This window comes from Arminella tubonensis (genome assembly GCF_003240585.1).
GTDB lineage: Bacteria > Pseudomonadota > Alphaproteobacteria > Rhizobiales > Rhizobiaceae > Rhizobium > Rhizobium tubonense.
In genome coordinates this window covers 232,818-254,915 of sequence record NZ_PCDP01000001.1, presented here as the reverse complement: position 1 = coordinate 254,915, position 22,098 = coordinate 232,818, and the positions used below count along the sequence as shown (strand labels likewise).

Annotated in this window: 23 protein-coding genes and 1 pseudogene; 19 read left to right on the top strand and 5 right to left on the bottom strand. The window is 58.9% G+C overall.

Features of this window, described 5'->3' with window-relative positions:
* Positions 1-226: 226 nt before the first annotated feature.
* Positions 227-664: a DUF6163 family protein gene (locus CPY51_RS01360; protein ID WP_111158253.1), complete on the top strand. Its 438-nt coding sequence runs from the start codon at positions 227-229 to the stop codon at positions 662-664.
* Positions 665-795: 131 nt separating this feature from the next.
* Positions 796-1,311: a transcriptional regulator LdtR gene (gene ldtR, locus CPY51_RS01355; RefSeq protein WP_111158252.1), complete on the top strand. Its 516-nt coding sequence runs from the start codon at positions 796-798 to the stop codon at positions 1,309-1,311.
* 94 nt (positions 1,312-1,405) lie between these two features.
* Here the strand turns inward: ldtR and CPY51_RS01350 are convergent, their stop codons facing one another.
* On the bottom strand, positions 1,406-2,122 hold the full coding sequence (locus CPY51_RS01350; protein ID WP_195909386.1) for a GntR family transcriptional regulator: 717 nt from the start codon (positions 2,120-2,122) through the stop codon (positions 1,406-1,408).
* 98 nt (positions 2,123-2,220) lie between these two features.
* Between CPY51_RS01350 and CPY51_RS01345 the strand changes: the two genes are divergently transcribed.
* The 8 genes and pseudogenes from CPY51_RS01345 to CPY51_RS01310 all read left to right on the top strand — a co-directional run bounded on the left by CPY51_RS01345 (position 2,221) and on the right by CPY51_RS01310 (position 11,776).
* Positions 2,221-3,777, top strand: a complete 1,557-nt coding sequence (locus tag CPY51_RS01345) for a sugar ABC transporter ATP-binding protein (RefSeq protein WP_111158250.1) — start codon at positions 2,221-2,223, stop codon at positions 3,775-3,777.
* 20 nt (positions 3,778-3,797) lie between these two features.
* A pseudogene (locus CPY51_RS01340) lies at positions 3,798-5,080 on the top strand (ABC transporter permease).
* Positions 5,081-5,112: 32 nt separating this feature from the next.
* Positions 5,113-6,078, top strand: a complete 966-nt coding sequence (locus CPY51_RS01335; protein WP_111158249.1) for a substrate-binding domain-containing protein — start codon at positions 5,113-5,115, stop codon at positions 6,076-6,078.
* Between the two features lie 587 nt (positions 6,079-6,665).
* Entirely contained in the window at positions 6,666-7,970 is a 1,305-nt protein-coding gene (locus CPY51_RS01330; RefSeq protein WP_111158248.1) for a L,D-transpeptidase family protein, read from the top strand.
* 288 nt (positions 7,971-8,258) lie between these two features.
* Complete coding sequence (gene glyA / locus CPY51_RS01325) at positions 8,259-9,557, top strand: serine hydroxymethyltransferase (protein WP_111158247.1); 1,299 nt, start codon at positions 8,259-8,261, stop codon at positions 9,555-9,557.
* Positions 9,558-9,566: 9 nt separating this feature from the next.
* Positions 9,567-10,043, top strand: coding sequence for a transcriptional regulator NrdR (gene nrdR / locus CPY51_RS01320; protein ID WP_111158246.1), 477 nt, complete (start codon positions 9,567-9,569; stop codon positions 10,041-10,043).
* Positions 10,044-10,046: 3 nt separating this feature from the next.
* Entirely contained in the window at positions 10,047-11,156 is a 1,110-nt protein-coding gene (gene ribD / locus CPY51_RS01315) for a bifunctional diaminohydroxyphosphoribosylaminopyrimidine deaminase/5-amino-6-(5-phosphoribosylamino)uracil reductase RibD (protein WP_111158245.1), read from the top strand.
* The gene (locus CPY51_RS01310) at positions 11,156-11,776 is read left to right on the top strand and encodes a riboflavin synthase (RefSeq protein ID WP_111158244.1); all 621 of its coding nucleotides are present in this window, start codon (positions 11,156-11,158) and stop codon (positions 11,774-11,776) included. The genes ribD and CPY51_RS01310 overlap by 1 nt, the downstream gene beginning before the upstream one ends.
* Here the strand turns inward: CPY51_RS01310 and CPY51_RS01305 are convergent.
* Together CPY51_RS01305 and CPY51_RS01300 are read right to left on the bottom strand one after the other, a co-directional pair.
* A complete protein-coding gene (locus CPY51_RS01305; protein ID WP_244598383.1) occupies positions 11,757-12,323 on the bottom strand; it encodes a GNAT family N-acetyltransferase in 567 nt (188 codons plus the stop codon). The genes CPY51_RS01310 and CPY51_RS01305 overlap by 20 nt on opposite strands.
* Positions 12,320-12,823, bottom strand: coding sequence for a cupin domain-containing protein (locus CPY51_RS01300; protein WP_111158243.1), 504 nt, complete (start codon positions 12,821-12,823; stop codon positions 12,320-12,322). The genes CPY51_RS01305 and CPY51_RS01300 overlap by 4 nt, the downstream gene beginning before the upstream one ends.
* Positions 12,824-13,013: 190 nt before the next feature.
* On the opposite strand from CPY51_RS01300, the gene ribH reads away from it, so the two are divergent.
* The 3 genes from ribH to CPY51_RS01285 all read left to right on the top strand — a co-directional run bounded on the left by ribH (position 13,014) and on the right by CPY51_RS01285 (position 16,391).
* Positions 13,014-13,460 (top strand): 6,7-dimethyl-8-ribityllumazine synthase, encoded by a 447-nt coding sequence (gene ribH / locus CPY51_RS01295; RefSeq protein WP_111158242.1) that lies wholly within the window; start codon positions 13,014-13,016, stop codon positions 13,458-13,460.
* Positions 13,461-13,463: 3 nt separating this feature from the next.
* Complete coding sequence (gene nusB / locus CPY51_RS01290) at positions 13,464-13,946, top strand: transcription antitermination factor NusB (RefSeq protein ID WP_111158241.1); 483 nt, start codon at positions 13,464-13,466, stop codon at positions 13,944-13,946.
* Between the two features lie 309 nt (positions 13,947-14,255).
* Positions 14,256-16,391, top strand: a complete 2,136-nt coding sequence (locus CPY51_RS01285) for a sodium-translocating pyrophosphatase (RefSeq protein WP_111158240.1) — start codon at positions 14,256-14,258, stop codon at positions 16,389-16,391.
* Positions 16,392-16,464: 73 nt separating this feature from the next.
* Here CPY51_RS01285 and CPY51_RS01280 read toward each other — a convergent pair whose 3' ends face one another.
* Positions 16,465-16,974, bottom strand: a complete 510-nt coding sequence (locus CPY51_RS01280) for an outer membrane protein assembly factor BamE (RefSeq protein WP_111158239.1) — start codon at positions 16,972-16,974, stop codon at positions 16,465-16,467.
* Between the two features lie 220 nt (positions 16,975-17,194).
* Here CPY51_RS01280 and CPY51_RS01275 point away from each other — a divergent pair, with 220 nt between their 5' ends.
* From CPY51_RS01275 to CPY51_RS01250, 6 genes are all read left to right on the top strand, one after another.
* Entirely contained in the window at positions 17,195-17,788 is a 594-nt protein-coding gene (locus tag CPY51_RS01275) for a ubiquinol-cytochrome C chaperone family protein (RefSeq protein WP_195909385.1), read from the top strand.
* Positions 17,789-17,799: 11 nt separating this feature from the next.
* Complete coding sequence (locus CPY51_RS01270; protein ID WP_111158237.1) at positions 17,800-18,360, top strand: YceD family protein; 561 nt, start codon at positions 17,800-17,802, stop codon at positions 18,358-18,360.
* 103 nt (positions 18,361-18,463) lie between these two features.
* A complete protein-coding gene (plsX, locus tag CPY51_RS01265) occupies positions 18,464-19,510 on the top strand; it encodes a phosphate acyltransferase PlsX (RefSeq protein WP_111158613.1) in 1,047 nt (348 codons plus the stop codon).
* Between the two features lie 19 nt (positions 19,511-19,529).
* A complete protein-coding gene (locus CPY51_RS01260) occupies positions 19,530-20,501 on the top strand; it encodes a beta-ketoacyl-ACP synthase III (protein ID WP_111158236.1) in 972 nt (323 codons plus the stop codon).
* A 109-nt stretch (positions 20,502-20,610) separates the two neighbouring features.
* Positions 20,611-20,949 carry an integration host factor subunit alpha gene (locus CPY51_RS01255; RefSeq protein ID WP_111158235.1) on the top strand — a complete coding sequence of 113 codons (339 nt, stop codon included), beginning with the start codon at positions 20,611-20,613 and terminating at the stop codon, positions 20,947-20,949.
* Positions 20,950-21,142: 193 nt separating this feature from the next.
* Positions 21,143-21,676: a MerR family transcriptional regulator gene (locus tag CPY51_RS01250; protein ID WP_111158234.1), complete on the top strand. Its 534-nt coding sequence runs from the start codon at positions 21,143-21,145 to the stop codon at positions 21,674-21,676.
* A gap of 9 nt (positions 21,677-21,685) precedes the next feature.
* On the opposite strand, the gene CPY51_RS01245 is transcribed toward CPY51_RS01250, so the two are convergent.
* Complete coding sequence (locus CPY51_RS01245) at positions 21,686-22,048, bottom strand: response regulator (RefSeq protein ID WP_111158233.1); 363 nt, start codon at positions 22,046-22,048, stop codon at positions 21,686-21,688.
* Positions 22,049-22,098: the final 50 nt, after the last annotated feature.

The following is a 22,098-nucleotide window of genomic DNA, read 5'->3' as shown; positions in this document are numbered from 1 at the left end:
CTTGATATAATAGCGTATCGGCGCCGTGCTTATCACGCTCCCGTGCCGATGCAAAACCCGACGAAAGGCCGCAGTGAGATGTCAGCCCCTTGCCTTGATGAGAGCCGAAATAGAGCGCCCGGAGCGGTTTCGATCAACGAGTACACAATGTCGATCACGATATCGTACGAGTTGAGGACGGTCGACAGCTCTGGCGAGATTGCGGCGTCGAACGTATGGTTCGCCCATGGAACCTGATTCTTCTACCATTCCGAAACGGTCGCTGGCGAACATCATGTTCGTTGTCTTCCTGAGGCTGATCGCGATTTCGTGCTTCTGGTTCGGCCTGCAATATTGGTCGATGCTGGTGGGATATTCGCTGAACGGCCATGCCCGCTTCGACCTGCTCGACCTGCAGTGGAAAGTTGCAAGCACAGCACTTGCAGTCCTCTTCCCCGTGGCGGCACTCGGACTGTGGCTGACGGTATCCTGGGGACCGGTCATCTGGGTGCTCGCAGCTGCGGTGCAATGCCTGATGTACGGGGTCTGGCCGGCGATCTTCGGCTTCAATCCATTGATCATCATTCTGCATGCCGGCGTGGCCGTGCTCTACTGCGTGTTCCGGCTCGTGCTTTTCATGGAGAAAAGGCGTCGCCGCGAGCCGGTAATGGTTGATTTACCCTGATACAACGAAGGGTTTTCGGTAAGGTGCTGTTAAGCCTGCAGTTTAAGTAGAATTTTATGTGTATTCGATAGGGTCTCACTCAAGGCGGGAAGAAAACCAACACCGCCAAACAAAACAGTGAGGCAGTCATCATGAACACGAAAATCAAGCCGCAGGCAGCTGCTAATCCGCGTGACGTCAAGGTCGAAGAGATCCGTGACCTCTATATGGAATCCCTCCACCTCGTCGAGCGCCTTCACCGCCGCCTCCTCGATGTCATCAAGGATGAGTTCGACCGTCAGGGCCGCAGCGACGTCAATGCCATCCAGGCTCTTCTCCTCTTCAACATCGGCAACTCCGAACTGACAGCCGGCGAACTTCGCTCACGCGGCTATTATCTCGGCTCGAATGTTTCCTATAACGTAAAGAAGCTTGTCGACCTCGGCTTCATCAACCATCAGCGCTCGCGCATCGACCGTCGCTCGGTCCGCATCAGCCTGACGGAAACCGGCCAGGACATCGCCGAAACCGTTGCCAAGCTCTATGAACGCCACATCTCCTCGATCGACAAGGTCGGCGGCATCGGCACCGACGAGTTCACCCAGATGAACAAGCTCCTGCAGCGCCTCGACCGCTTCTGGAACGACCAGATCTTGTACCGCCTTTAAGCCTGCGAACCGTTACTCCCGATGGCCTGAAGACTGTCGACGCAACAAGATTGAGCGCAGCGGTGCAAGATGCACGTCGCTGCGCCTTCTGATTTTATACCTCTCCCAGTTTCTCGAAGAGTTCGGGCCGTGTATCTCGCAGGTCCAGCAGCATCTTTCCCATCTGAGAAATATGCGCCTCCAGCACTCTGGCTGCGCGGTCTGCATCTCTGTCTCCGATTGCTGCGATAATTGCTTCGTGCTCAACCAGTGTCTCGGTCATCCGTGTCTCGTAATGAAGCAGCAAGCGTCTCGCCCGGTCGATCTGGCTTCGCTCGCGCGCCGCAATCTCGCGCAAGCCCACCAGCCCGGCTGCATCGCTGATTATGTCGTGAAAGGCCTCGTCCAGTTCGTAGAACTGCTCAAGTTTCCGGCTGCTCACCGCCGCCCGCTGTTCTTCCAGGTTCCGGCGCATCTGGGCGACCGTCTCTTTGGTGCTTTGCGCCGCGGTCCGGCGGATCGCAGCCGTTTCAAGTGCGACGCGAACGAACTGAGCCGTCTCGATCTTGTCCAGGACCAGCCTTGAAACAAAGGTGCCCGCCTGCGGATAGATCTTGACCAAGCCTTCATCGGCCAGCCGGTTGATGGCGTCGCTGACCGGCGTGCGGGAAACGCCGAGCTGTATTGCCACAATTTCCTTGCGGATCGCTTCTCCGGGTGACAGTTGCGATGAAATTATCGCCTGGCGTAATATCGTATAGACCTGATCCTTGCGCGTGACCGCAACGACCTTTTTTTCGCTGAAATGTGTGTCCGGCGGTTGCAGTTGCAAGATTGTTCCTGTGACCAATTGACTCCTGATACATAACACCTAACATGTTACATATTAAGAACAAAGTGATATAAACAAAAGTTTTTGGGAGTGTGCATTTGGCTAGCGGGTCGCTAATCGTTTCCCTGCGCGGCATCAGCAAATCCTTCGCTCATGTAACCGCGCTTCGGAACATCGACCTGGATATTCATTCAGGCGAAATTCACGCAATCATGGGTGAAAATGGCGCCGGCAAATCAACGCTGGTGAAAATACTGAGCGGTGTTCATCGTCGAAGCGGCGGGCAGATGATCGTTCGTGGCAAGGCCGTCGATTTCGCGACTCCCAAAGATGCAGAATTGAATGGCATCGCGATTATCCACCAGGAACTCAATCTCATTCCGAGCCTGGCCGTGTCGGAAAACATCTTCCTTGGTCGTGAGCCGCACAGGGCCGGTCTGTTCATCGATTATGCTCAGATTGAAAAGCGCAGCACAGAAATTCTTGCCAAATTCGGTATCGATATCGACCCGCGCACCGACGTTGAAAGTCTTCGGATCGGCGAACAGCAACTGGTCGAAATCGCTCGTGCTTTGTCGCTAAATGCGGATGTCCTCATCCTGGATGAACCAACCTCGGCCTTGTCCGAAGCCGAGGCCCAGCGACTTGCGAGCTTTGTTCGCGACCTCGCGCAGCAAGGCGTCGCCATCATCTATATTTCACACAGGATGAACGAGGTCTTTGCGCTTGCCGACAAGATAACGGTGTTGCGCGACGGTAGCTTTATTGCAACGCGGAATTCCAGCGAAATCAGCGAGCGCGACGTGATCCGCATGATGGTCGGACGTGAGGTGAAGAGGCAGGAAGTCGCGCCATCCGTATCGGCCAACCCGGTTGTCTTGTCCGTCCGCAAACTGGGCCTGCAGCGGCCAAATTCGCGCGGTCGAACTCACAGCGTTGTCGACGATGTGAGCTTCGATCTTCACGCCGGCGAAATTCTCGGGATCGGCGGATTGCTGGGCTCCGGCCGTACCGAAGTGCTTGAGCTCGTTTTTGGTGCGGCTCTCGGCAGGCGCTCAGGCTCGATCACCCATCGCGGGGTTAGCAAGCACGTGCCGTCGCTCACACCCCGCGGATCGGTAACAAGCGGTATCGCTTTCGTGACCGAAGATCGCAAAGGAACGGGTCTGCTGATGCACGCAGATATCCGCTCCAACGCCGTCCTCCCATCGCTGCCTTGGATCGCGCCGCTTGGTTGGGTCACCAAGGCCTGTGAGGACTCCGTGGCCAACCGAATAATCAAGGCGATGCGGGTCAAGTGTGCGGGTCCCGATCAGGGAATAGACAAGCTCAGCGGCGGCAATCAACAAAAGATTGTCATTGGCAAATGGTTGGAGATCAGGCCGAGCGTCGTTTTGCTCGACGAGCCCACGCGAGGTATCGACGTCGGCGCCAAAGAAGAAATTTACGAGCTTCTCAAGACGCTTGTTCAATCCGGTGTCGCCGTGGTGATGGTCAGCTCGGAGTTGCCGGAACTCCTCGCGCTGTCGAACCGCATACTCGTCATGTGCGAGGGCAGGGCGGCAGGGATAGTCGAGAGCAAAGATTTTTCTGAAGAGCGGATCATGGAGCTTGCAACGCCGCTGGGGAATGCCCTCACGGGAGCGGTCGCATGATTGATAGAAACGAGCATGACATGCCATCATCAAAAAACGCCGGCTGGCTCACGCGCCTGGCCAAAGCCACCAAACTCTATTGGGGACTGGGGCTGCTGCTAATCATCGGTGTGCTGTCCTCGCCGATTACTTCCAAAGGCCATAACATATTCCTGTCCTACGGAAATCTGTCGGATGTCTTCAGGCAGATTTCAGTCACCGGAATTACCGCGGTCGGAATGACGTTGGTCATTCTCATCGCCGGTATCGACCTTTCGGTTGGGTCCGTGCTTGCGTTGGGTTCAGTCACCTGCGCGATGCTTTTGACCCACGAGGGTTGGTCTTCGGCATACCTGCTGGGTGTACCGGCGGCATTCCTTCTGTCATTCGTGCTGGTGCTCGGTATCGTCACCTTTGTTCTCAAGCTTCGACGCAATTCCCCATACTTAACCGACGAAGCTCATACCCGCCTTTCGAAAATCGCTTTCATCGCGGCCGTGGCGGCGGCATTTTTTATCGTGCTCTGGGTCTCGGCGAGTTCCAGCGAAAAAGCAGGCGTGCTGCTGGTTCTCCTGGTCGTTCCCGCAATTGGAATGATGTTGGGCGCGATCAACGGAGCGGTAATTGTCTTTGGGCGCTTGCAGCCTTTCATCGTGACGCTCGCCATGATGGTCGCAGGTCTCGGGATAGCGCGGTTGACCGCCGGCCAGAACACTGCCGTGTGGCCGGTCTACACCGGCAGCAACGCGACAGAAAATTTCGAAGTCTTGCGCTCGTTGATATTCGGAATAATTCCTGTTCCAGGCGTCATATTTGCCGGCATCGTTTTGCTGTTCTGGGTCGTTCTGAAGTTCACGAAATTCGGACGCTACATCTACGCCATCGGCGGGAATGAGGAGGCGTCCAGACTGGCAGGAGTGCCTGTCTGGCCAGTGAAGATAACGGTCTACGCCATCTCCGGCTATCTGGCGGCGCTTGCCGGCAGTACCGTCAGGGTAAAGCCGATGCGGGGATGGGGCTGGAACTCGACGCCATCGCTGCCGTAGTGATCGGCGGCACCAGTCTCATGGGCGGCCGCGGCTCGATGATCGGCACGCTTGTCGGCGTGCTGATCTTCGGCTTCCTCAGCAACATTCTGCAACTCAACAATATCGATGGAAACACACAGCTCGTTCTGAAGGGCGCCATCATCGTCATTGCCGTCCTGTTGCAAGAACGGCGTTCGAGCGGCGGGCTGTATTTCCTCACTCAACTCACCGCGCGCAACGCGCCCGAGAAACCCGTGCCACGCCAAAATGTCGTTCCGCAACCGCACGGTGACTAAGACGAACAATCGAAATGTAATGGGAGAGAGAAATGATTGGAAATCGCAGACTATTTCTAGCTGTGGCGATCGCAGCCGCTTTTTCAATACCAACAACATTCAACGCGTCTTTGGCAGAGGCGAAGGACAAATACGTCATTGGCTTCAGCCAGGTAACGACTGCTGAACCTTGGCGCGTCCAGTTCAACAAGGATATCGAGGCAGAAGCCAAGAAACATCCGAACGTCGAATTGCTGGTCGCCGACGGTCAGGACAGAACTGAAAAACAGGTTGCCGACGTTGAAAACTTCATCCGCCAGGAAGTCGATGCGATCCTGGTTTCGCCGAAGGAGTCCGCTGGTCTTACGGGCGTCGTCGAAAAGGCCACGGCCGCCGGCATTCCGGTCATCCTGCTCGATCGCAACGTCGATACACAGAAGTACATACAATGGATCGGAGGCGACAATGTTGTGATCGGCGAAGAGGCCGGCAAGCACGCTGTCGAGCTTCTCGGCGGCAACGGCAAGGCCAAGGGTTCGGTTGTGGAAATTTGGGGTGGTCTCGGAACGCAGGCCAGTCACGATCGTAGCGACGGCTTCCACAAATACACCGATGCAGAGCCGGGCATCAAATACCTGCTCGACAAGCAGTCCGGAGACTGGAAGCAGGACCAGGCTTACAACATCATGGCTACCGCCCTGCGCAACCACGAAGACATCAAAATGGTCTACGGTCACAATGACCCCATGGCCTACGGCGCCTATCTTGCTGCCAAGGATGCCGGACGCGAAAAGGATATTCTTTTCCTCGGCGTCGACGGACTTCCAAACGAGGGCGTCCAGTGGGTGAACAACGGCGAACTTGCTGCAACTTTCCTTTATCCGACCCCGGGCGCCGAGGGCTTGCGGCAGGCACTTAAGGTGCTGGCAGGCGAGAAGGTCGAGAAGAAGATCATTCTCGGGACAGAAACTATCACCAAGGAAAACGCGCCCGCAATCTTGAAAGCAAACGGGCTCTGAGGCGCGCCCGGGCGGGCCTGCGGTTTCGTACGGCCTGACTTTCTCGACCGCATGGTTTGAGCCACGCCGATGATACTCGCAGCCAAAGAAGCTTCACAGCCGCAACCTCTGTCACCTTGTGAGCGGCTTCGAAGGCAACGCACACGCCGGACGCATTCCCTGCGTATCCGGCCTGTGGGCTTTTTGCCACTCGTCTCCAGGATGTTGCGGTGCAACCTTGGCCTGCGCCGCATCGGCGATTGACGGCAGACGTCGAAAAGCTATCTAGCTCGGGCAGGTCGTGGCGTTTCGGCAACCCATATGGCAATCCGGATGCGTCGCATGCATGGAGGCAGTTTCATGCTTGGCGACACGAATTGGCCATATTGGTATGACAGCGAAAAGGCACGGAAAGCGGCGCATTCAGCGGACTAATCTTCATGTCATCTGCGCTCAGGGCTCGCAATATTGTGATGGCCCGGCGTGAGGTTTGCATGGCGTGAAAACTACGGATTGGTAGTGAACTGCGTTTGGATCTTGCACGAGTCTTGCGCTGCCATTTCACTTGGCTGCGGACGACGGTTGGCTCAGCGTTGAATGGTAGGAATATGTCGAAGAAAAACGAAATTGGACCTTTCTCGCGTCGCTCGTTCTTGCGGTCCGCCGCAACTTTCGGTGCGGCGGCTGTAGCGGCCCCGGCTTTTGCGCAGTCGGCGCTTGATGGCCTCCTCAATGCTCCGGAGCGCGGAAACTGGGATGAGCAGTTCGACGCCAAGGCGGCATCGCGAACCGCTTCGATAGCCGTTACCAATACGCCGGTCCTCGGCCCCGACTCCGTCCCGAACATACAGCAGGCCATCGCGCAATATCAAAGCATTGCTTCGAACGGCGGCTGGCCGCAGGTTACCCCCGGCGACACCCGCCTGCAGCTCGGCGTCAGCGATCAGTCTGTTCAGGCATTGCGTCAGCGTCTCGCCATTACCGGCGATCTGCCGCGCGAAGCGGGGATGTCCTCCTCGTTCGACAGCTATGTCGATGGTGCCGTCAAGCGCTTCCAGGCCCGCCACGGCCTGCCGCCGGATGGCGTACTTGGCGAATTCACGATCAAGGCGCTCAATATTCCGGTAGAGGTTCGGCTGCAGCAGCTGAACACCAATCTTGTGCGCCTGCAGACCTTTCCGTCGGATCTTGGTCGCCGCCATGTGATGGTCAACATCCCGGCAACCTATGTCGAGGCAGTCCAGGACGGCCAGGTCGCGCTGCGCCACGAGGCGATCGTCGGTCGCCTGACCCGTCCGACCCATATCATCAACTCGAAGATCTACGAGGTCATCCTCAATCCCTACTGGACGGCGCCTCGCTCGATCGTCGAGAAGGACATCGTGCCGATCATGCGCAAGGATCCGACCTACCTGACGAAGAACAACATCCGTCTCTTCGACACCAAGGGTACGGAAGTGCCGCCTGATTCGATCGACTGGAATGCCGCAAAGGCGCCGAACCTGATGTTCCGCCAGGATCCTGGCAAGAACAACGCCATGGCCTCCACGAAGATCAACTTCCACAATCCGAACAACGAATACATGCACGACACGCCGGAGCAGGGCCTGTTCAACAAGCTGATGCGCTTCGATAGTTCGGGCTGCGTTCGCGTGCAGAACGTCCGCGATCTAGCTGTCTGGTTGCTCGCCGAAACGCCAGAGTGGCCGCGCCAGCGTGTCGAAAGCGTCATCGCGACCCGCGTCAACACGCCGATCGAACTGCCGCAGGAAGTGCCGGTCTACTTCGCCTATATCTCCGCCTGGGGTGCCGGAAACGGCGTCGTCCAGTTCCGCGACGATATCTACCAGCTTGACGGCAACGCACAGCTCGCGCTTGACACCACGGCCGGGGTCGAGCAGCCGGTTCAGTAAACCGACCTTTAACCTATCTACTAACTGAAGCCGCGCCCTTGGGTGCGGCTTTTTGGTTTGCCTCTGGAAGGCGCGTGACTGCAGGCGCAGCCTAACGCGCGCGCGTTGGTTCCAGCACCTCCGGTCAAGCAGAGAGCGCTCAAGCTTGCACAAAGGCGCTCGCCGCCGACGCTTCTTCATATCCATCTACCAAGCACCGTAGTTTGCCCAGCAAATGTCGCTGATCGTATTGCTCTCCCGCGACCGCAACGCTAATACCGTCAGGCATTCCCGTTCAGGAGCTTCACGATGACCAATGCTTCCACCGACACCTTTTTCAATCGCTCGCTAGCAGACGTCGATCCCGATATTTTTGGCGCGATCGAGAAGGAACTCGGTCGCCAGCGGCACGAGATCGAGTTGATCGCTTCAGAGAACATCGTCTCGCGCGCCGTGCTGGAAGCGCAAGGCTCGATCATGACCAACAAATATGCCGAGGGATATCCGGGCAAGCGCTATTACGGCGGCTGCCAGTTCGTCGACATCGCCGAGGAATTGGCGATCGATCGTGCGAAGAAGCTCTTCGGCGTCAATTTCGCCAACGTCCAGCCGAACTCGGGCAGCCAGATGAACCAGGCGGTATTCCTCGCCCTGCTGCAGCCGGGCGATACCTTCATGGGCCTCGACCTCAATTCGGGCGGTCACCTGACGCATGGTTCGCCGGTCAACATGTCGGGCAAGTGGTTCAACGTCGTGTCCTACGGCGTGCGCGAGGGCGACAACCTGCTGGACATGGATGAAGTCGCGCGCAAGGCCGAAGAAACCAGGCCGAAGCTCATCATCGCCGGCGGCACCGCCTATTCCCGCATCTGGGACTGGAAGCGCTTCCGCGAGATTGCCGACAGCGTCGGTGCCTACCTGATGGTCGACATGGCCCACATCGCCGGTCTCGTTGCCGGCGGCCAGCATCCGTCGCCGTTCCCGCATTGCCATGTTGCCACCACCACCACGCATAAATCCCTGCGCGGCCCCCGCGGCGGCATGATCCTCACCAACGACGAGGATCTGGCAAAGAAGTTCAATTCGGCCGTATTCCCGGGCCTGCAGGGCGGCCCGCTGATGCATGTGATCGCCGCGAAGGCCGTGGCACTCGGCGAGGCGCTGAAGCCTGAATTCAAGGACTATGCCGCACAGATCGTCAAGAATGCCAAGACGCTGGCCGAAACGCTGATGGCCGGCGGCGTCGACGTCGTTTCCGGCGGCACTGACAATCACCTGATGCTCGTCGATCTTCGCAAGAAGAACGCGACCGGCAAGCGCGCCGAGCAGGCGCTGGGCCGCGCCTACATCACCTGCAACAAGAATGGCATTCCCTTCGACCCGGAAAAGCCCTTCGTCACCTCGGGCGTCCGCCTTGGCACGCCTGCCGGCACGACCCGCGGGTTCAAAGAAGCCGAGTTCCGCGAGATCGGAAACGTCATCATCGAAGTGCTTGACGGCCTGAAGGTTGCCAACTCCGACGAAGGCAATGCTGCTGTCGAGGCAGCCGTGCGCGAGAAGGTGATGACATTGACCAACCGCTTCCCCATGTATGGATACATGGCTTAAGGAAAACGAATGCGCTGCCCATACTGCGGGACGGAAGACACCCAGGTAAAGGATTCACGCCCGGCGGAGGATAATACCTCCATCCGCCGGCGGCGCATTTGTCCGGATTGCGGTGGCCGCTTCACGACCTTCGAGCGCGTGCAGTTGCGCGAGTTGATGGTCATGAAGAAGCACGGCCGGAAGGTGCTGTTCGACCGCGACAAGCTGGTGCGCTCCTTCGAGATCGCGCTGCGCAAACGTCCCGTCGATCGCGACCGCATCGATCGTGCGGTATCGGGCATCGTCCGGCGGCTTGAAAGCTCCGGCGAGACCGAAATCAGCTCCGAGCAGATCGGCCTGCAGGTCCTCGAGGCGCTGAAGAGCCTCGATGACGTTGCCTTCGTCCGCTATGCCTCGGTCTACCGCGACTTTTCTCATGCCGAAGACTTCGAGAACGTCATCACCGAGATCAACGCGAAGATCGCCCGCGATCCGCTGGACCCGTGACAGATGGCGAGCGCGGCTGACGACGTACGGTTCATGGCGGAGGCGATCGCGCTGGGTCATGAGCATCTGGGCCTGACGTCGACCAATCCGTCGGTCGGCTGCGTCATCGTCAAGGACGGCGTTGTCGTCGGCCGTGGTGTTACCGCAGTCGGCGGCAGACCGCATGCCGAGCCGCAGGCGCTGGCGCAAGCCGGCGAAGACGCGCGCGGCGCGACGGCCTATGTCACCCTCGAACCCTGTTCCCACTTCGGCAAGACGCCTCCCTGCGCCGACGCTCTGGTCGCCGCCGGCGTGGCTCGCGTCGTGGTCAGCGTCGTTGACCCTGATGTCCGCGTCGCGGGCCGGGGCCTGGACAAGCTTCGGCTGGCGGGCATCGAAGTCGGATCGGGCGTGCTCGAGAAGGAGGGTCGGCGCGCTCTGGCTGGCTATCTCATGCGCCAGACGAACGGGCGGCCCTATGTGACTCTGAAACTTGCCGTTTCCGCCGATGGCATGATCGGCCGGAAAGGCCAGGGGCAACTGCCGATCACCGGTGCTGCGGCGCGGGAAAGGGTGCAGTTTCTGCGCGCCGAAAGCGACGCGATCCTGATTGGTATCGGCACCGCTATCGCCGACGACCCGGAGCTGACCTGTCGGCTTCCGGGCCTTGAAGACCGGTCGCCGATCCGCATCGTTCTCGATGAGGAATTGAGGCTGCCGCTGGAGAGCAAGCTGGTGCGGACTGCCCGTGAGGTTCCCGTCATTGCCGTCGCCGCAGAGCCGCCGTCCTTCGACGACAATAGAGACGACGCGTTCATGACCCGACGCGCAGCCTTGGATGCGGCAGGCGTCGAGGTGCTGCAATGCAATTTGCAGCAACCAAACGATCTCCTGAGGGCGCTCGCCTCTCGCGGCATCTCCTCGCTGTTGGTCGAAGGCGGGGCGCGGGCGGCACGCAATTTCCTCGATGCGGGATTGATCGACCACATATTGTTGTTTCAAGGGCCGGCAACGATCGGCGAGGGCGGTATTGAATCGCCCGTCACCCCATCCGATATCTCAGCAGGATTTACGCATGTCGGCACGAGCGCCTTCGGCGCTGATCGCTGCGACGAATACGAAAGAGAGCTTTGATGTTTACCGGAATTGTCACCGACATTGGGACCGTAGAAGAAGTGTCGGCCTTGAAGGAGGGCATCAAGCTCCGCGTGGCAACCATCTACGACCCAAAGACGATCGATATGGGTGCGTCCATTTCCCATTCCGGCATCTGCCTGACCGTCACCGGTCTGCCGGAGGAGGGCAGCAACGATCGCTGGTTCGAAGTGGAAGCCTGGGAGGAGGCCTTGCGCCTGACGACAATCGGAACCTGGGCTCAGGGTAAGCATATCAATCTCGAGCGCTCCTTGAAGATCGGCGACGAACTCGGCGGCCACATCGTTTCTGGCCATATCGACGGCAAGGCGGAAATCCTGTCGGTGATGGAAGAGGGTGACGCCACCCGCTATCGCCTGAGAGCCCCAACGCATCTCGCCCGCTTCGTCGCCCCCAAGGGCTCCATCGCTCTCGATGGCACGTCGCTGACAGTCAACGCAGTGGACGGTACGGATTTCGACGTCCTTCTCATCCGCCACACACTCGAAGTCACCACCTGGGGCGAACGTCGTGCCGGGGATTTCGTCAATTTTGAAGTCGACACCATGGCGCGTTACGCAGCAAGGCTCGCCGAATTCCCTACCGCGAAAGCAGAATGATCTCGCCGTTGTAGTCGGCGCGTGCCGTTTCGCGAAAGCCGAGCTTCGCTGCCACACGAAGCGATGCCGCATTTTCGGGATCGATGATGCAAGTCATCGCCTTGTCAGGAAAATGCGTCCGGCCCCAGTCGATCATCGCCGTCAGTGCTTCCGTGGCATAGCCCTTGCCATGGGCGGAAGGTAGCATCGCCCAGCCTGTTTCAAGCGTCCCTTCGATCGAGGGTTCGATATCCCGCCGCGCCTCCAGAAAGCCGGCCTCGCCGATGAAATTGCCGGTGGTCCGTTCCTCGATCGCCCAAAATCCGAAGCCGAGAAAATGCCAGCTGCCCTTGTAGCGCAGCAGCCGCGACCAACTCTGCTCACGCGTCGAGGGGACGCCGCCGATAAAGCGCACCACCTCCGGATCGCTCCAAAGCGCTGCACAGGCGTTAAAGTCGTCGAGCCGGTGTGGCCGAAGGATCAGGCGCGCCGTTGTGAGGGTAGGAATAGAGACAAGGTTCCCATCGGCAAGAGTGGCCTCATTGGGAGATGTGATGTTCGTCGTCAAGCGCCGCGCTCTCCGTCCCAATAGTCGAGGGCTGTGTTGTCGCGACCGATGAAGCGGAAGCCAGCCTTCGCGTCTCCCGCACGATTGGTCTTGGCGAGGAATTTCCCGGAATCTGGATACTCGACAATCTCCGTCTTTGCCTTCGTCGATATGGCCAGATAGAGGAGTGGCGCCGTGCCTGTATTAATCAGCTGATGCGCGGTCTCGGGTCCACCGGCGGGAGCGCCAAGGACATCGCCCTTCTTCACCGGGATGCGCGCCTCGCCGATCCGATATTCACCTTCGCCCGAGGCAATGAAGAAAAGCTCTTCCTCGACATGGTGATTGTGGAACGGACAGCCGGATTTGCCGGGCGGTACCTCATTATAGCTGATGCCCAGATCCTTGAGCCCGAGGAGCGCTCCGAAAGAGACGTCGCGACCCTCGTAAAATTCTCCCTGCTGCCAATGATCGAGCTTGAGTTCGCCGATATTGACGGTCGATTTGACGGTGTCGGTCATAGGGCGCCTCCTTCATGAGCGAGGATTGTTACCCGAGCCGCCGCGTTGGGGAAAGTCGCAATCCCCTCCGACCGAATTCTCTTCGATTCGCTAATGAGAGCCGAAAAACACTTGCCAAGCGCGGTGCGGCATGGTTTGACCCGCGCTTGTCAGGCATTTCCCCCAGCCCACTCCCACATTCAGGTGTCGTATGTCCAACTCGCATATTCTGATCGTTGAAGCGCGATTTTACGATGACATGGCAGACGCGCTTCTCGATGGCGCCAAGGTCGCACTCGATGAAGCCGGCGCCACCTATGATGTCGTCACGGTTCCGGGATGCCTCGAAATTCCTGCCGCAATCGCCATGGCGCTAGATGGTGCGGACAATGGCGGAACGGAGTATGATGGTTTCGTGGCCCTCGGTATGGTCATTCGCGGCGAGACCTATCATTTCGATATCGTCTCCAACGAGTCTTCGCGGGCGCTGATGGATCTGTCCGTCAGCGAGTCATTGGCGATCGGCAACGGCATCCTGACCGTCGAAAACGACGATCAGGCATGGACGCGCGCGCGGCGCACGGAAAAGGACAAGGGCGGCTTTGCTGCCCGGGCAGCGCTGACGATGATCGCGCTGAAGCAAAAACTGGGTGCATAAACCATGAGCAACGACGATATCGAGCGGCCGGCCAAGACTGCGAACCAGCGGGGCGCGGCGCGTCTCGCCGCCGTGCAGGCGCTCTACCAGATGGATGTCGGCGGTACCGGCGTGCTCGAGGTCGTCGCCGAATACGAGACGCATCGCCTTGGCCAGGAACTGGATGGAGAGACATATCTCAAGGCGGATGCCTCCTGGTTCCGCTCGATCGTCTCCGGCGTCGTTCGCGAGCAGGTTCGCCTCGATCCATTGATCGGCTCGGCGCTTCAGGACGACTGGGCGCTCTCGCGGCTGGACAGCACCGTTCGCGCCATCCTGCGTGCAGGCACTTTCGAAATCCTCGATCGCAAGGACGTCCCTGTTCCCGTCATCGTCACGGAATACGTCGAGATAGCCCACGCCTTCTTCGAGGAAGACGAGCCCAAGCTCGTCAACGCAGTTCTCGACCGCATCGCCAAGCAGGTCCGGGGCGAGACTAGAAAGTAACGCTTGTTGCGATTCTTTTCGCACAATCGGATCAGCCGCTAGTTGCGCAGCGCCATGTTGCAATGCATTTTCGGATGTATGGCACCATCCGGAAAACGCAGAAATTGCAGCATCTTCGCACTCTGGCGCATTTCCCAATATTCTTTCGACACGGCGTGGTTTTTGCCCGCTGGCAGTCTTGACGCGACGTTTTCCCGCACGCAATCTCGCCTTGCACAAAGGCCGCCCTCCTTGGAGGAGGAGGCAGACCCTTGTCGCTTGCAGCCGGGGGAGGAGTGAGCCGCCGGTCATTTGGGAGGAAAGAGCGAAATGATCATACTGTTGGGCGTGATAGCGTGCGGCCTGCTTTCGGTGCTGTACGCCGCCTGGGCAACCAAGTCGGTGCTGGCTGCCGACCAGGGCAATGCCCGCATGCAAGAAATTGCAGGTTATATTAGAGAAGGTGCCCAGGCTTACCTGACGCGCCAATATAGAACCATTGCCATTGTCGGTGTCGTTGTCTTCATTGCGGCCTGGCTGCTGTTGTCGGGTGCCGCCGCCATCGGTTTCCTGATCGGCGCTGTTCTCTCAGGCGCGGCGGGCTTCATCGGTATGCATGTTTCCGTCCGGGCAAATGTCCGCACTGCTCAGGCCGCCTCGCACAGCCTGGCAGCCGGCCTGGAGATCGCCTTCAAGTCTGGCGCGATCACCGGCATGCTCGTTGCCGGCTTGGCGCTGCTCGGTGTCTCCATCTACTATCTCATTCTAACCAGCGTGCTTGGATATGGCGTCGGCTCGCGTGAAGTCGTCGATGCTCTCGTCGCGCTCGGCTTTGGCGCCTCGCTCATTTCGATCTTCGCCCGTCTCGGCGGCGGTATCTTCACCAAGGGCGCCGACGTCGGCGGCGATCTGGTCGGCAAGGTGGAAGCCGGTATTCCCGAAGACGACCCGCGCAACCCGGCAACGATCGCCGACAACGTCGGCGACAATGTCGGCGACTGCGCAGGCATGGCGGCTGACCTTTTCGAAACCTATGCCGTCTCCGTCGTCGCGACCATGGTCCTTGCCTCGATCTTCTTTGCCGGAACGCCGATCCTCGCCTCCGCCATGGTCTATCCCCTGGCAATCTGCGGCACCTGCATCATCACCTCGATCATTGGCACATTCTTCGTGAAGCTCGGCGCCAATGGCTCGATCATGGGCGCGCTCTACAAGGGGCTGATTGCCACCGGCCTGCTGTCAATCCTGGGGTTGGGCGCCGCTACCTCGCTGACGATCGGCTGGGGCTCGATCGGCACTGTCGCCGGCGCTGAGGTCACCGGTACGCACCTGTTTTACTGCGGCCTCGTCGGCTTGCTCGTCACAGCGTTGATCGTGGTTATCACCGAATACTACACCGGAACCGGCAAACGGCCGGTCGTCTCCATAGCCCAGGCGTCGGTCACCGGCCACGGCACCAACGTCATCCAGGGCCTCGCTGTCTCGCTGGAATCGACGGCGCTTCCGGCACTCGTCATCGTCGGCGGTATCATCTTTACCTACCAGCTCGCCGGTCTCTTCGGCACCGGCATCGCAGTCACGGCAATGCTGGGTCTCGCCGGCATGATCGTCGCGCTCGATGCTTTCGGCCCGGTAACGGACAATGCCGGCGGCATCGCCGAAATGGCGCACCTGCCGCCGGAGGTTCGCAAGTCGACTGACGCACTCGACGCCGTCGGCAATACCACGAAGGCGGTCACCAAGGGCTACGCTATCGGCTCTGCCGGTCTCGGCGCCCTGGTCCTCTTCGCCGCCTATTCGAATGATCTCAAATACTTCGCGGCGCATGGCGACCAATATCCCTATTTCGCCAATATCGGCGAAATCTCCTTCGATCTGTCCAACCCCTATGTCGTCGCCGGCCTGTTGTTCGGCGGTCTCATTCCCTACCTGTTCGGCGGCATCGCCATGACCGCGGTTGGCCGTGCGGCAGGGGCGATCGTCGAGGAGGTTCGCCGCCAGTTCCGCGAGAAGCCGGGCATCATGCAGGGCACCGAACGTCCGGACTACGGCCGCGCCGTCGATATCCTGACCAAGGCGGCCATTCGCGAGATGATCGTTCCGTCGCTATTGCCGGTTCTTGCGCCGCTCGTCGTCTATTTTGGCGTGTTGTTGATCTCGGGCTCGAAGGCGTCTGCATTCGCGGCACTCGGCGCCTCGCTGCTGGGCGTCATCATCAACGGCTTGTTCGTGGCGATTTCGATGACATCAGGTGGTGGCGCCTGGGACAATGCGAAGAAATCCTTCGAGGACGGTTTCGTCGACAAGGATGGCGTTCGCCACATGAAGGGCTCGGAAGCTCACAAGGCTTCCATCACCGGCGACACGGTCGGCGATCCCTACAAGGACACCGCGGGTCCTGCTGTCAATCCGGCAATCAAGATCACCAACATCGTCGCGCTGTTGCTGCTCGCGGTCCTCGCCTGAGGCCTTATTCGGAGCAATAAAAAACCCGCGAGGCCTGGCCTCGCGGGTTTTTTGTATTTCAACGCGTATCCGGCTATTGGCCCGGATTGAGGTTGTTGAGCAGGTTCTTCGCGCCGGTTGCGCCGCCGCCGCTGCCGAGCAGGATCTGCTGCAGGAAGGTGAGGTCCTTGCCACCAGTCGGTGTCGTGCGCGAGACCATGTCGAACACCTTGCCATCCTTGAGCGAATAATTCGCGCGGGATTTCACAGCGCCATCCTTGTCGAAATAGATCGCCAGGATGTTCTGGTCGACCAGTTTCGGCTTCATGAAGGCCACAGGGCGATCACGCTTCTGCGAGATGTAATAAAAGACCTCGCCGTCGAAGGTGGCGGTGGTCGACGGCGTGCCGAGCGAAAGCAGGACCTGCTCGCGGCTGGAACCGACCGGGACCAAATCGAGAGACTGCTGATCGAAGATATAACCTCCGTTGAGGACCTCTCCGGTCTGGCAACCCGTAAGTCCCGCGGTGGCGATCATCAAAGCGATGGCGGCACTGCTGATGAAAGTTCTGTCAGACTTGAAAACCCGTCGCTTCAACGACATCTCCCCTAATGTATTCAATCCTATGGCCAGAACGACCGTATACCTTGCTGTGCACATCATTATGGCCTTTCCGGGATTAGCGGATCGTCCATCGATGTTTGTTGGGCACTCTTCATTACCAATCGCGGCAGGCGCGTGACGACAGGTCGGGGCGGGTCCGGAAGCGGGCACAAACGGCATTGCAATTCGCGCCTGCTTCGGTAAACCAGCTTTTTAATGGATGCAACAAGGCCATGCGCTTGAGCGCGATCAGAATGAGCCAAATCCGGGAAATTTCATGATCTTTGGGCTTTTTGGCAAAAGAAATCACAATCGCACGATTGTCGACAGGCAATATGCGGCGTTGAGCGCGACGGTGCGTCAGCCGGCTTTCTATGCCGAACTCGACGTTCCCGACACGGTCATGGGCCGTTTCGAGATGTTGTCGCTGGTGATGATCCTGTTTTTCCGCCGCACGCGATCGTCGGAAACCAGTGGCCAGGAAATCGCGCAGGAAATTGTCGATGCATTTTTCCAGGATATCGACTATTCGATCCGCGAACTTGGTATTGGCGACAACGGTGTGCCGAAGCGAATGAAGAAACTTGCCGGCATGTTCTACGGCCGGCTGGAATCCTACTCGGCGGCAATGGACCACAACGATCGCGACGCACTGGCGGAGGCGCTTCGGCGCAATATCTACCCACAGCCGAACGAGGGCGCTCCGGCGATGCTTGGTCTGGCCGACTGGATGATGATTGCCGAAACGCACCTGGCGGCGATTTCCGAAGCGGATATAGCCACCGGCTCAGCGGCACTGCCGAAGCCTGTATAGGAGGCACTGATATGAAGAAGACAGATATGGATCCGGCAAAGCCGTTTTCGCATCTCGTGAAGGTTGGCCATATTTCCGGTGGACCGGTCGAGATGCATCTCAAAGCCGACGCACAGGAGCTCGCAGGGCTTGCCACGCTTTGGGCCGTGCTCAGCGTCGAACGCCTCGATGCGGATATCAAGATTTCGCGTTGGAAGCGGGATGGCGTCAGGGTTAAGGGACATGTCACAGGCAAGGTCGTCCAGGCCTGCGTGGTGTCGCTCGATCCTGTCGAATCGGAGATCGATGAAGAATTCGATGAGCTTTATGTTCCCGAAGGCTCTAAGCTTGCGCGCGCGCCCAAGGTGGATGCCGGCGAGATCGTGCTTGATCCGGATGGTCCTGATATTCCAGAGACCTTCGAGGGCGATGCGATCGATGTCGGCTCTGTTGTCACCGAATTCGCTGCTTTGGGCATCGATCCCTATCCCCGCAAGCCCGGTCTGGACTTCGAACCGCATATCGAAGATACCGCCGAAGATGACCGCAAGCCGTCGCCTTTTGCCGCCCTGAAGGCCTGGAAGAAGGAATAGCTTTCGCTTGGGGTTTAGACAAAATTCAGTTGTAACCCGAGGGGAAAACGGTATTTTGGCCCAAATTTCGCCGGCTGTGGTGAAAGAAAAGGATCAGAGACGCGTGATCAGAATTTCTCTCGACCTTATGGGTGGCGACTTCGGTCCGGAGGTTGTCATTCCCGGTGCAGCCAAGGCGTTGGACCGACACCCAAACATGACGTTCCTGATGTACGGCCTCAAGGAACGGTGCGAACCGGTTCTCGACAAATACCCGAAACTGAAGGCGAAATCGGTCTTTCACGATTGCGAAGTGGCGGTTGCGATGGACGAGAAGCCGAGCCAGGCGTTGCGCCGCGGTCGCTACGTGTCAAGCATGTGGCGCTCGATCGAAGCGGTGAAATCGGGCGATGCCGACGTCGTCGTATCTGCGGGCAATACCGGCGCGCTGATGGCGATGTCGAAGTTCTGTCTTCGCACGATGGCAAATATCGAACGTCCGGCAATCGCGGCCATCTGGCCGACGCTGCGTGGCGAGAGCATCGTGCTCGATGTCGGCGCGACGATCGGTGCCGATTCGCAGCAGCTTCTCGATTTCGCATTGATGGGCGGCGCCATGGCACGTGCCCTCTTTGAAATCGAGCGTCCGACCGTCGGGCTGCTGAATGTCGGGGTCGAGGAGATGAAAGGCCAGGAAGACGTCAAGGACGCCGGCCGCCTGATCCGCGAGGCCGACCTCGAATCGCTTGAATATGCCGGCTTCGTCGAGGGCGACGACATCGGCAAGGGGACCGTCGATGTGGTGGTGACGGAAGGCTTTTCCGGCAACATCGCGCTGAAGACAGCCGAAGGCACGGCCAAACAGATCGCCGGATATCTGCGAGCTGCGATGACCCGCACACTTCTGGCAAGGATCGGCTATATCTTCGCCAAGGGCGCCTTCGACATGCTGCGCGAGAAGCTTGATCCGAGCAAAGTCAATGGCGGGGTCTTTCTCGGCCTCAACGGTATCGTCATCAAGAGCCATGGCGGCGCAAATGCGGAAGCTTTCGCAGCGGCCATCGATGTCGGCTACGACATGGCTAAGAATGGCCTTACTCAGAAAATAGAAAACGATCTGAAGAGATATCATGCAAGACGCCTGCCGACCGTCGGCCCGGAAGTAGCATGATCGACGGGGTAGAGTCAGAATGATCCGTTCAGTAGTTCGCGGTTTTGGGTCGGCACTTCCAAAGCGTGTCATGACCAATCGCGAGATGGAAAGCGTCGTGGATACCTCCGACGAGTGGATTGTCCAGCGCACCGGCATCCGGCAGCGCTATGTCGCGGGCGAGGGCGAAACGACAGCTTCCCTCGGCGAGAAGGCGGCTCGGGCTGCGCTCGATAATGCTGGCCTGACAGCCGACGATATCGACCTCATCATCCTTGCCACCTCGACGCCGGACAACACGTTCCCAGCCACCTCGGTCGATATTCAAAATCGTCTCGGCATGCATCACGGCTTTGCTTTCGACATGCAGGCGGTGTGCAGCGGTTTCGTCTATGCGATGACCACCGCTGATGCCTATATCAGGGGCGGGTTGGCCAAGCGCGTTCTCGTCATCGGTGCGGAAACCTTTTCACGCATTCTCGACTGGACGGACCGGACGACCTGCGTCCTTTTCGGCGACGGTGCAGGCGCGCTGATCCTCGAGGCGGCGACCGGCGAGGGGACCACTGCCGACCGCGGCGTGTTGACCGCCAGCCTGCGTTCTGATGGCGCGCACAAGGAGAAGCTCTTTGTCGACGGAGGACCGTCGTCGACGGGGACCGTCGGACGTCTGCGCATGGAGGGCCGCGAGGTATTCAAATACGCGGTTGGCATGATCACCGATGTGATCGAGGCAGCCTTCCATGCGACCGGTACCACTGCCGACGATCTCGATTGGCTGGTGCCGCACCAGGCCAACCGACGCATTATCGACGGCTCGGCAAGGAAGCTTGGAATTGCACCCGAAAAGGTTGTGATTACGGTCGACATGCATGGAAATACGTCGGCTGCCTCCATCCCGCTCGCCTTGGCGGTGGCGGCTGGCGACGGGCGCATCAAGAGAGGCGATCTGGTGATGCTCGAAGCGATGGGCGGCGGCTTCACCTGGGGTGCGGTTCTCCTGCGCTGGTAGGGGCGTCGACCACTAAAATCTGATTCCGAACAAGAGCTTGACCGTTTGGCGCAAGGGCAATAGTCTCGTGCGACTTACTGAACATGCGTTTAAAAATGGGCGGGGAACTATGACGGCGAAGACAGTGACGCGGGCAGACTTGGCGGAGTCGGTGTTCCGGAAAGTCGGCCTGTCCCGGACTGAGTCGGCGGAGCTTGTCGAGACGGTCATAGACGAAATCTGCAACGCCATTGTTCGTGGCGAAACAGTAAAACTCTCATCTTTCGCGACGTTCCAGGTGCGCGACAAGAATGAACGCATTGGTCGCAATCCGAAGACCGGCGAAGAGGTGCCGATCTCGCCTCGGCGCGTGATGACGTTCAAGGCGTCGAATGTCCTGAAGACCCGCATCCTGAAGGCTCATACGGTCCGCAAGACCAAGGCGCGTCCGGCAAATCCCGCTCCCTGAATATCGTTTCACCAAGACATTTCCATCGTTTCACGACGAGACAGCACGGCTGATTTCCGGGCCATGTGATACTTTCATTCACTGCTTTGCTGTGAACACGCCAACAAACAACTTGAATTCCTCCCGTCAAACCGTTGAAATATGGTGAGTCGTTGCACAACTGGTGCGAGGACGTCCGCTTGGGAGTACGACGATGGACAAGAGTCCGGATGCTTTTCGCACGATCAGCGAAGTCGCGGATGACCTTGATCTGCCGCAGCACGTCCTGCGTTTCTGGGAGACGCGCTTTCTGCAGATCAAGCCGATGAAGCGCGGCGGCGGCCGGCGATACTATCGCCCTGAAGACGTCGACCTCTTGAAGGGTATTCGGCACCTTCTCTATGATCACGGCTACACGATCAAGGGCGTCCAGAAGCTGCTGAAGACCAACGGCAACAAATTCGTGGTCGCCGTCGGCCATGGCGATCTGGCAAGCGTCGAGGCGCTGGCTGCCGCCCAGGAAGCAACTTCCCCGGAGCCGCGCGTTGCCAACCCGGACGACGATCAGATCGTTGGGCGCGCCAAGGCGCCGATAAGCCGGCGCTTCTTCAATTTCGTCAGCGGTGACGAGGATACCCCGGAGATTTCGATCGGCAAATCGAGCGTCGGCAAGGAGGATCGGGCCCTGCTGCAGGAGGCACTCTACGATCTGCTGGAATGCAAGCGCCTGCTCGACCAGGTCCGTTGAGACCCGATATCAGCTATTGATCCGCAGACCGGCAAGGGCGGTCTCTAGCTCGTGAAGCTGATACGGCTTGCCAAGCACATGCTTGCCACTCTCCTCCATGCCGTCGGGCAAGCTGCCATAGCCGGTGGCGAAAATGTATGGCTTTCCCTTTTCGTCGAGCAGTTTGGCGACCGGCAGCGAACTCCGGCCCGCAAGGGATACATCGAGAATGGCGGCATCGAAGACGACGCTGTCGGCAAGTGTCAGTGCCTCCTCAAGACCAGCCGCCACGCCGGCGACTTCATAAGACAATTCTGAAAGCATGTCCTCCAGCAGCATGGCGATCAGTGCGTCGTCCTCCACGATCAGAATTTTTCCGTTAGCCCCGGCCATGACGTAACTCCTGCTTGCACTACAAGCCTTATTTGGACTGAAAACCGGAG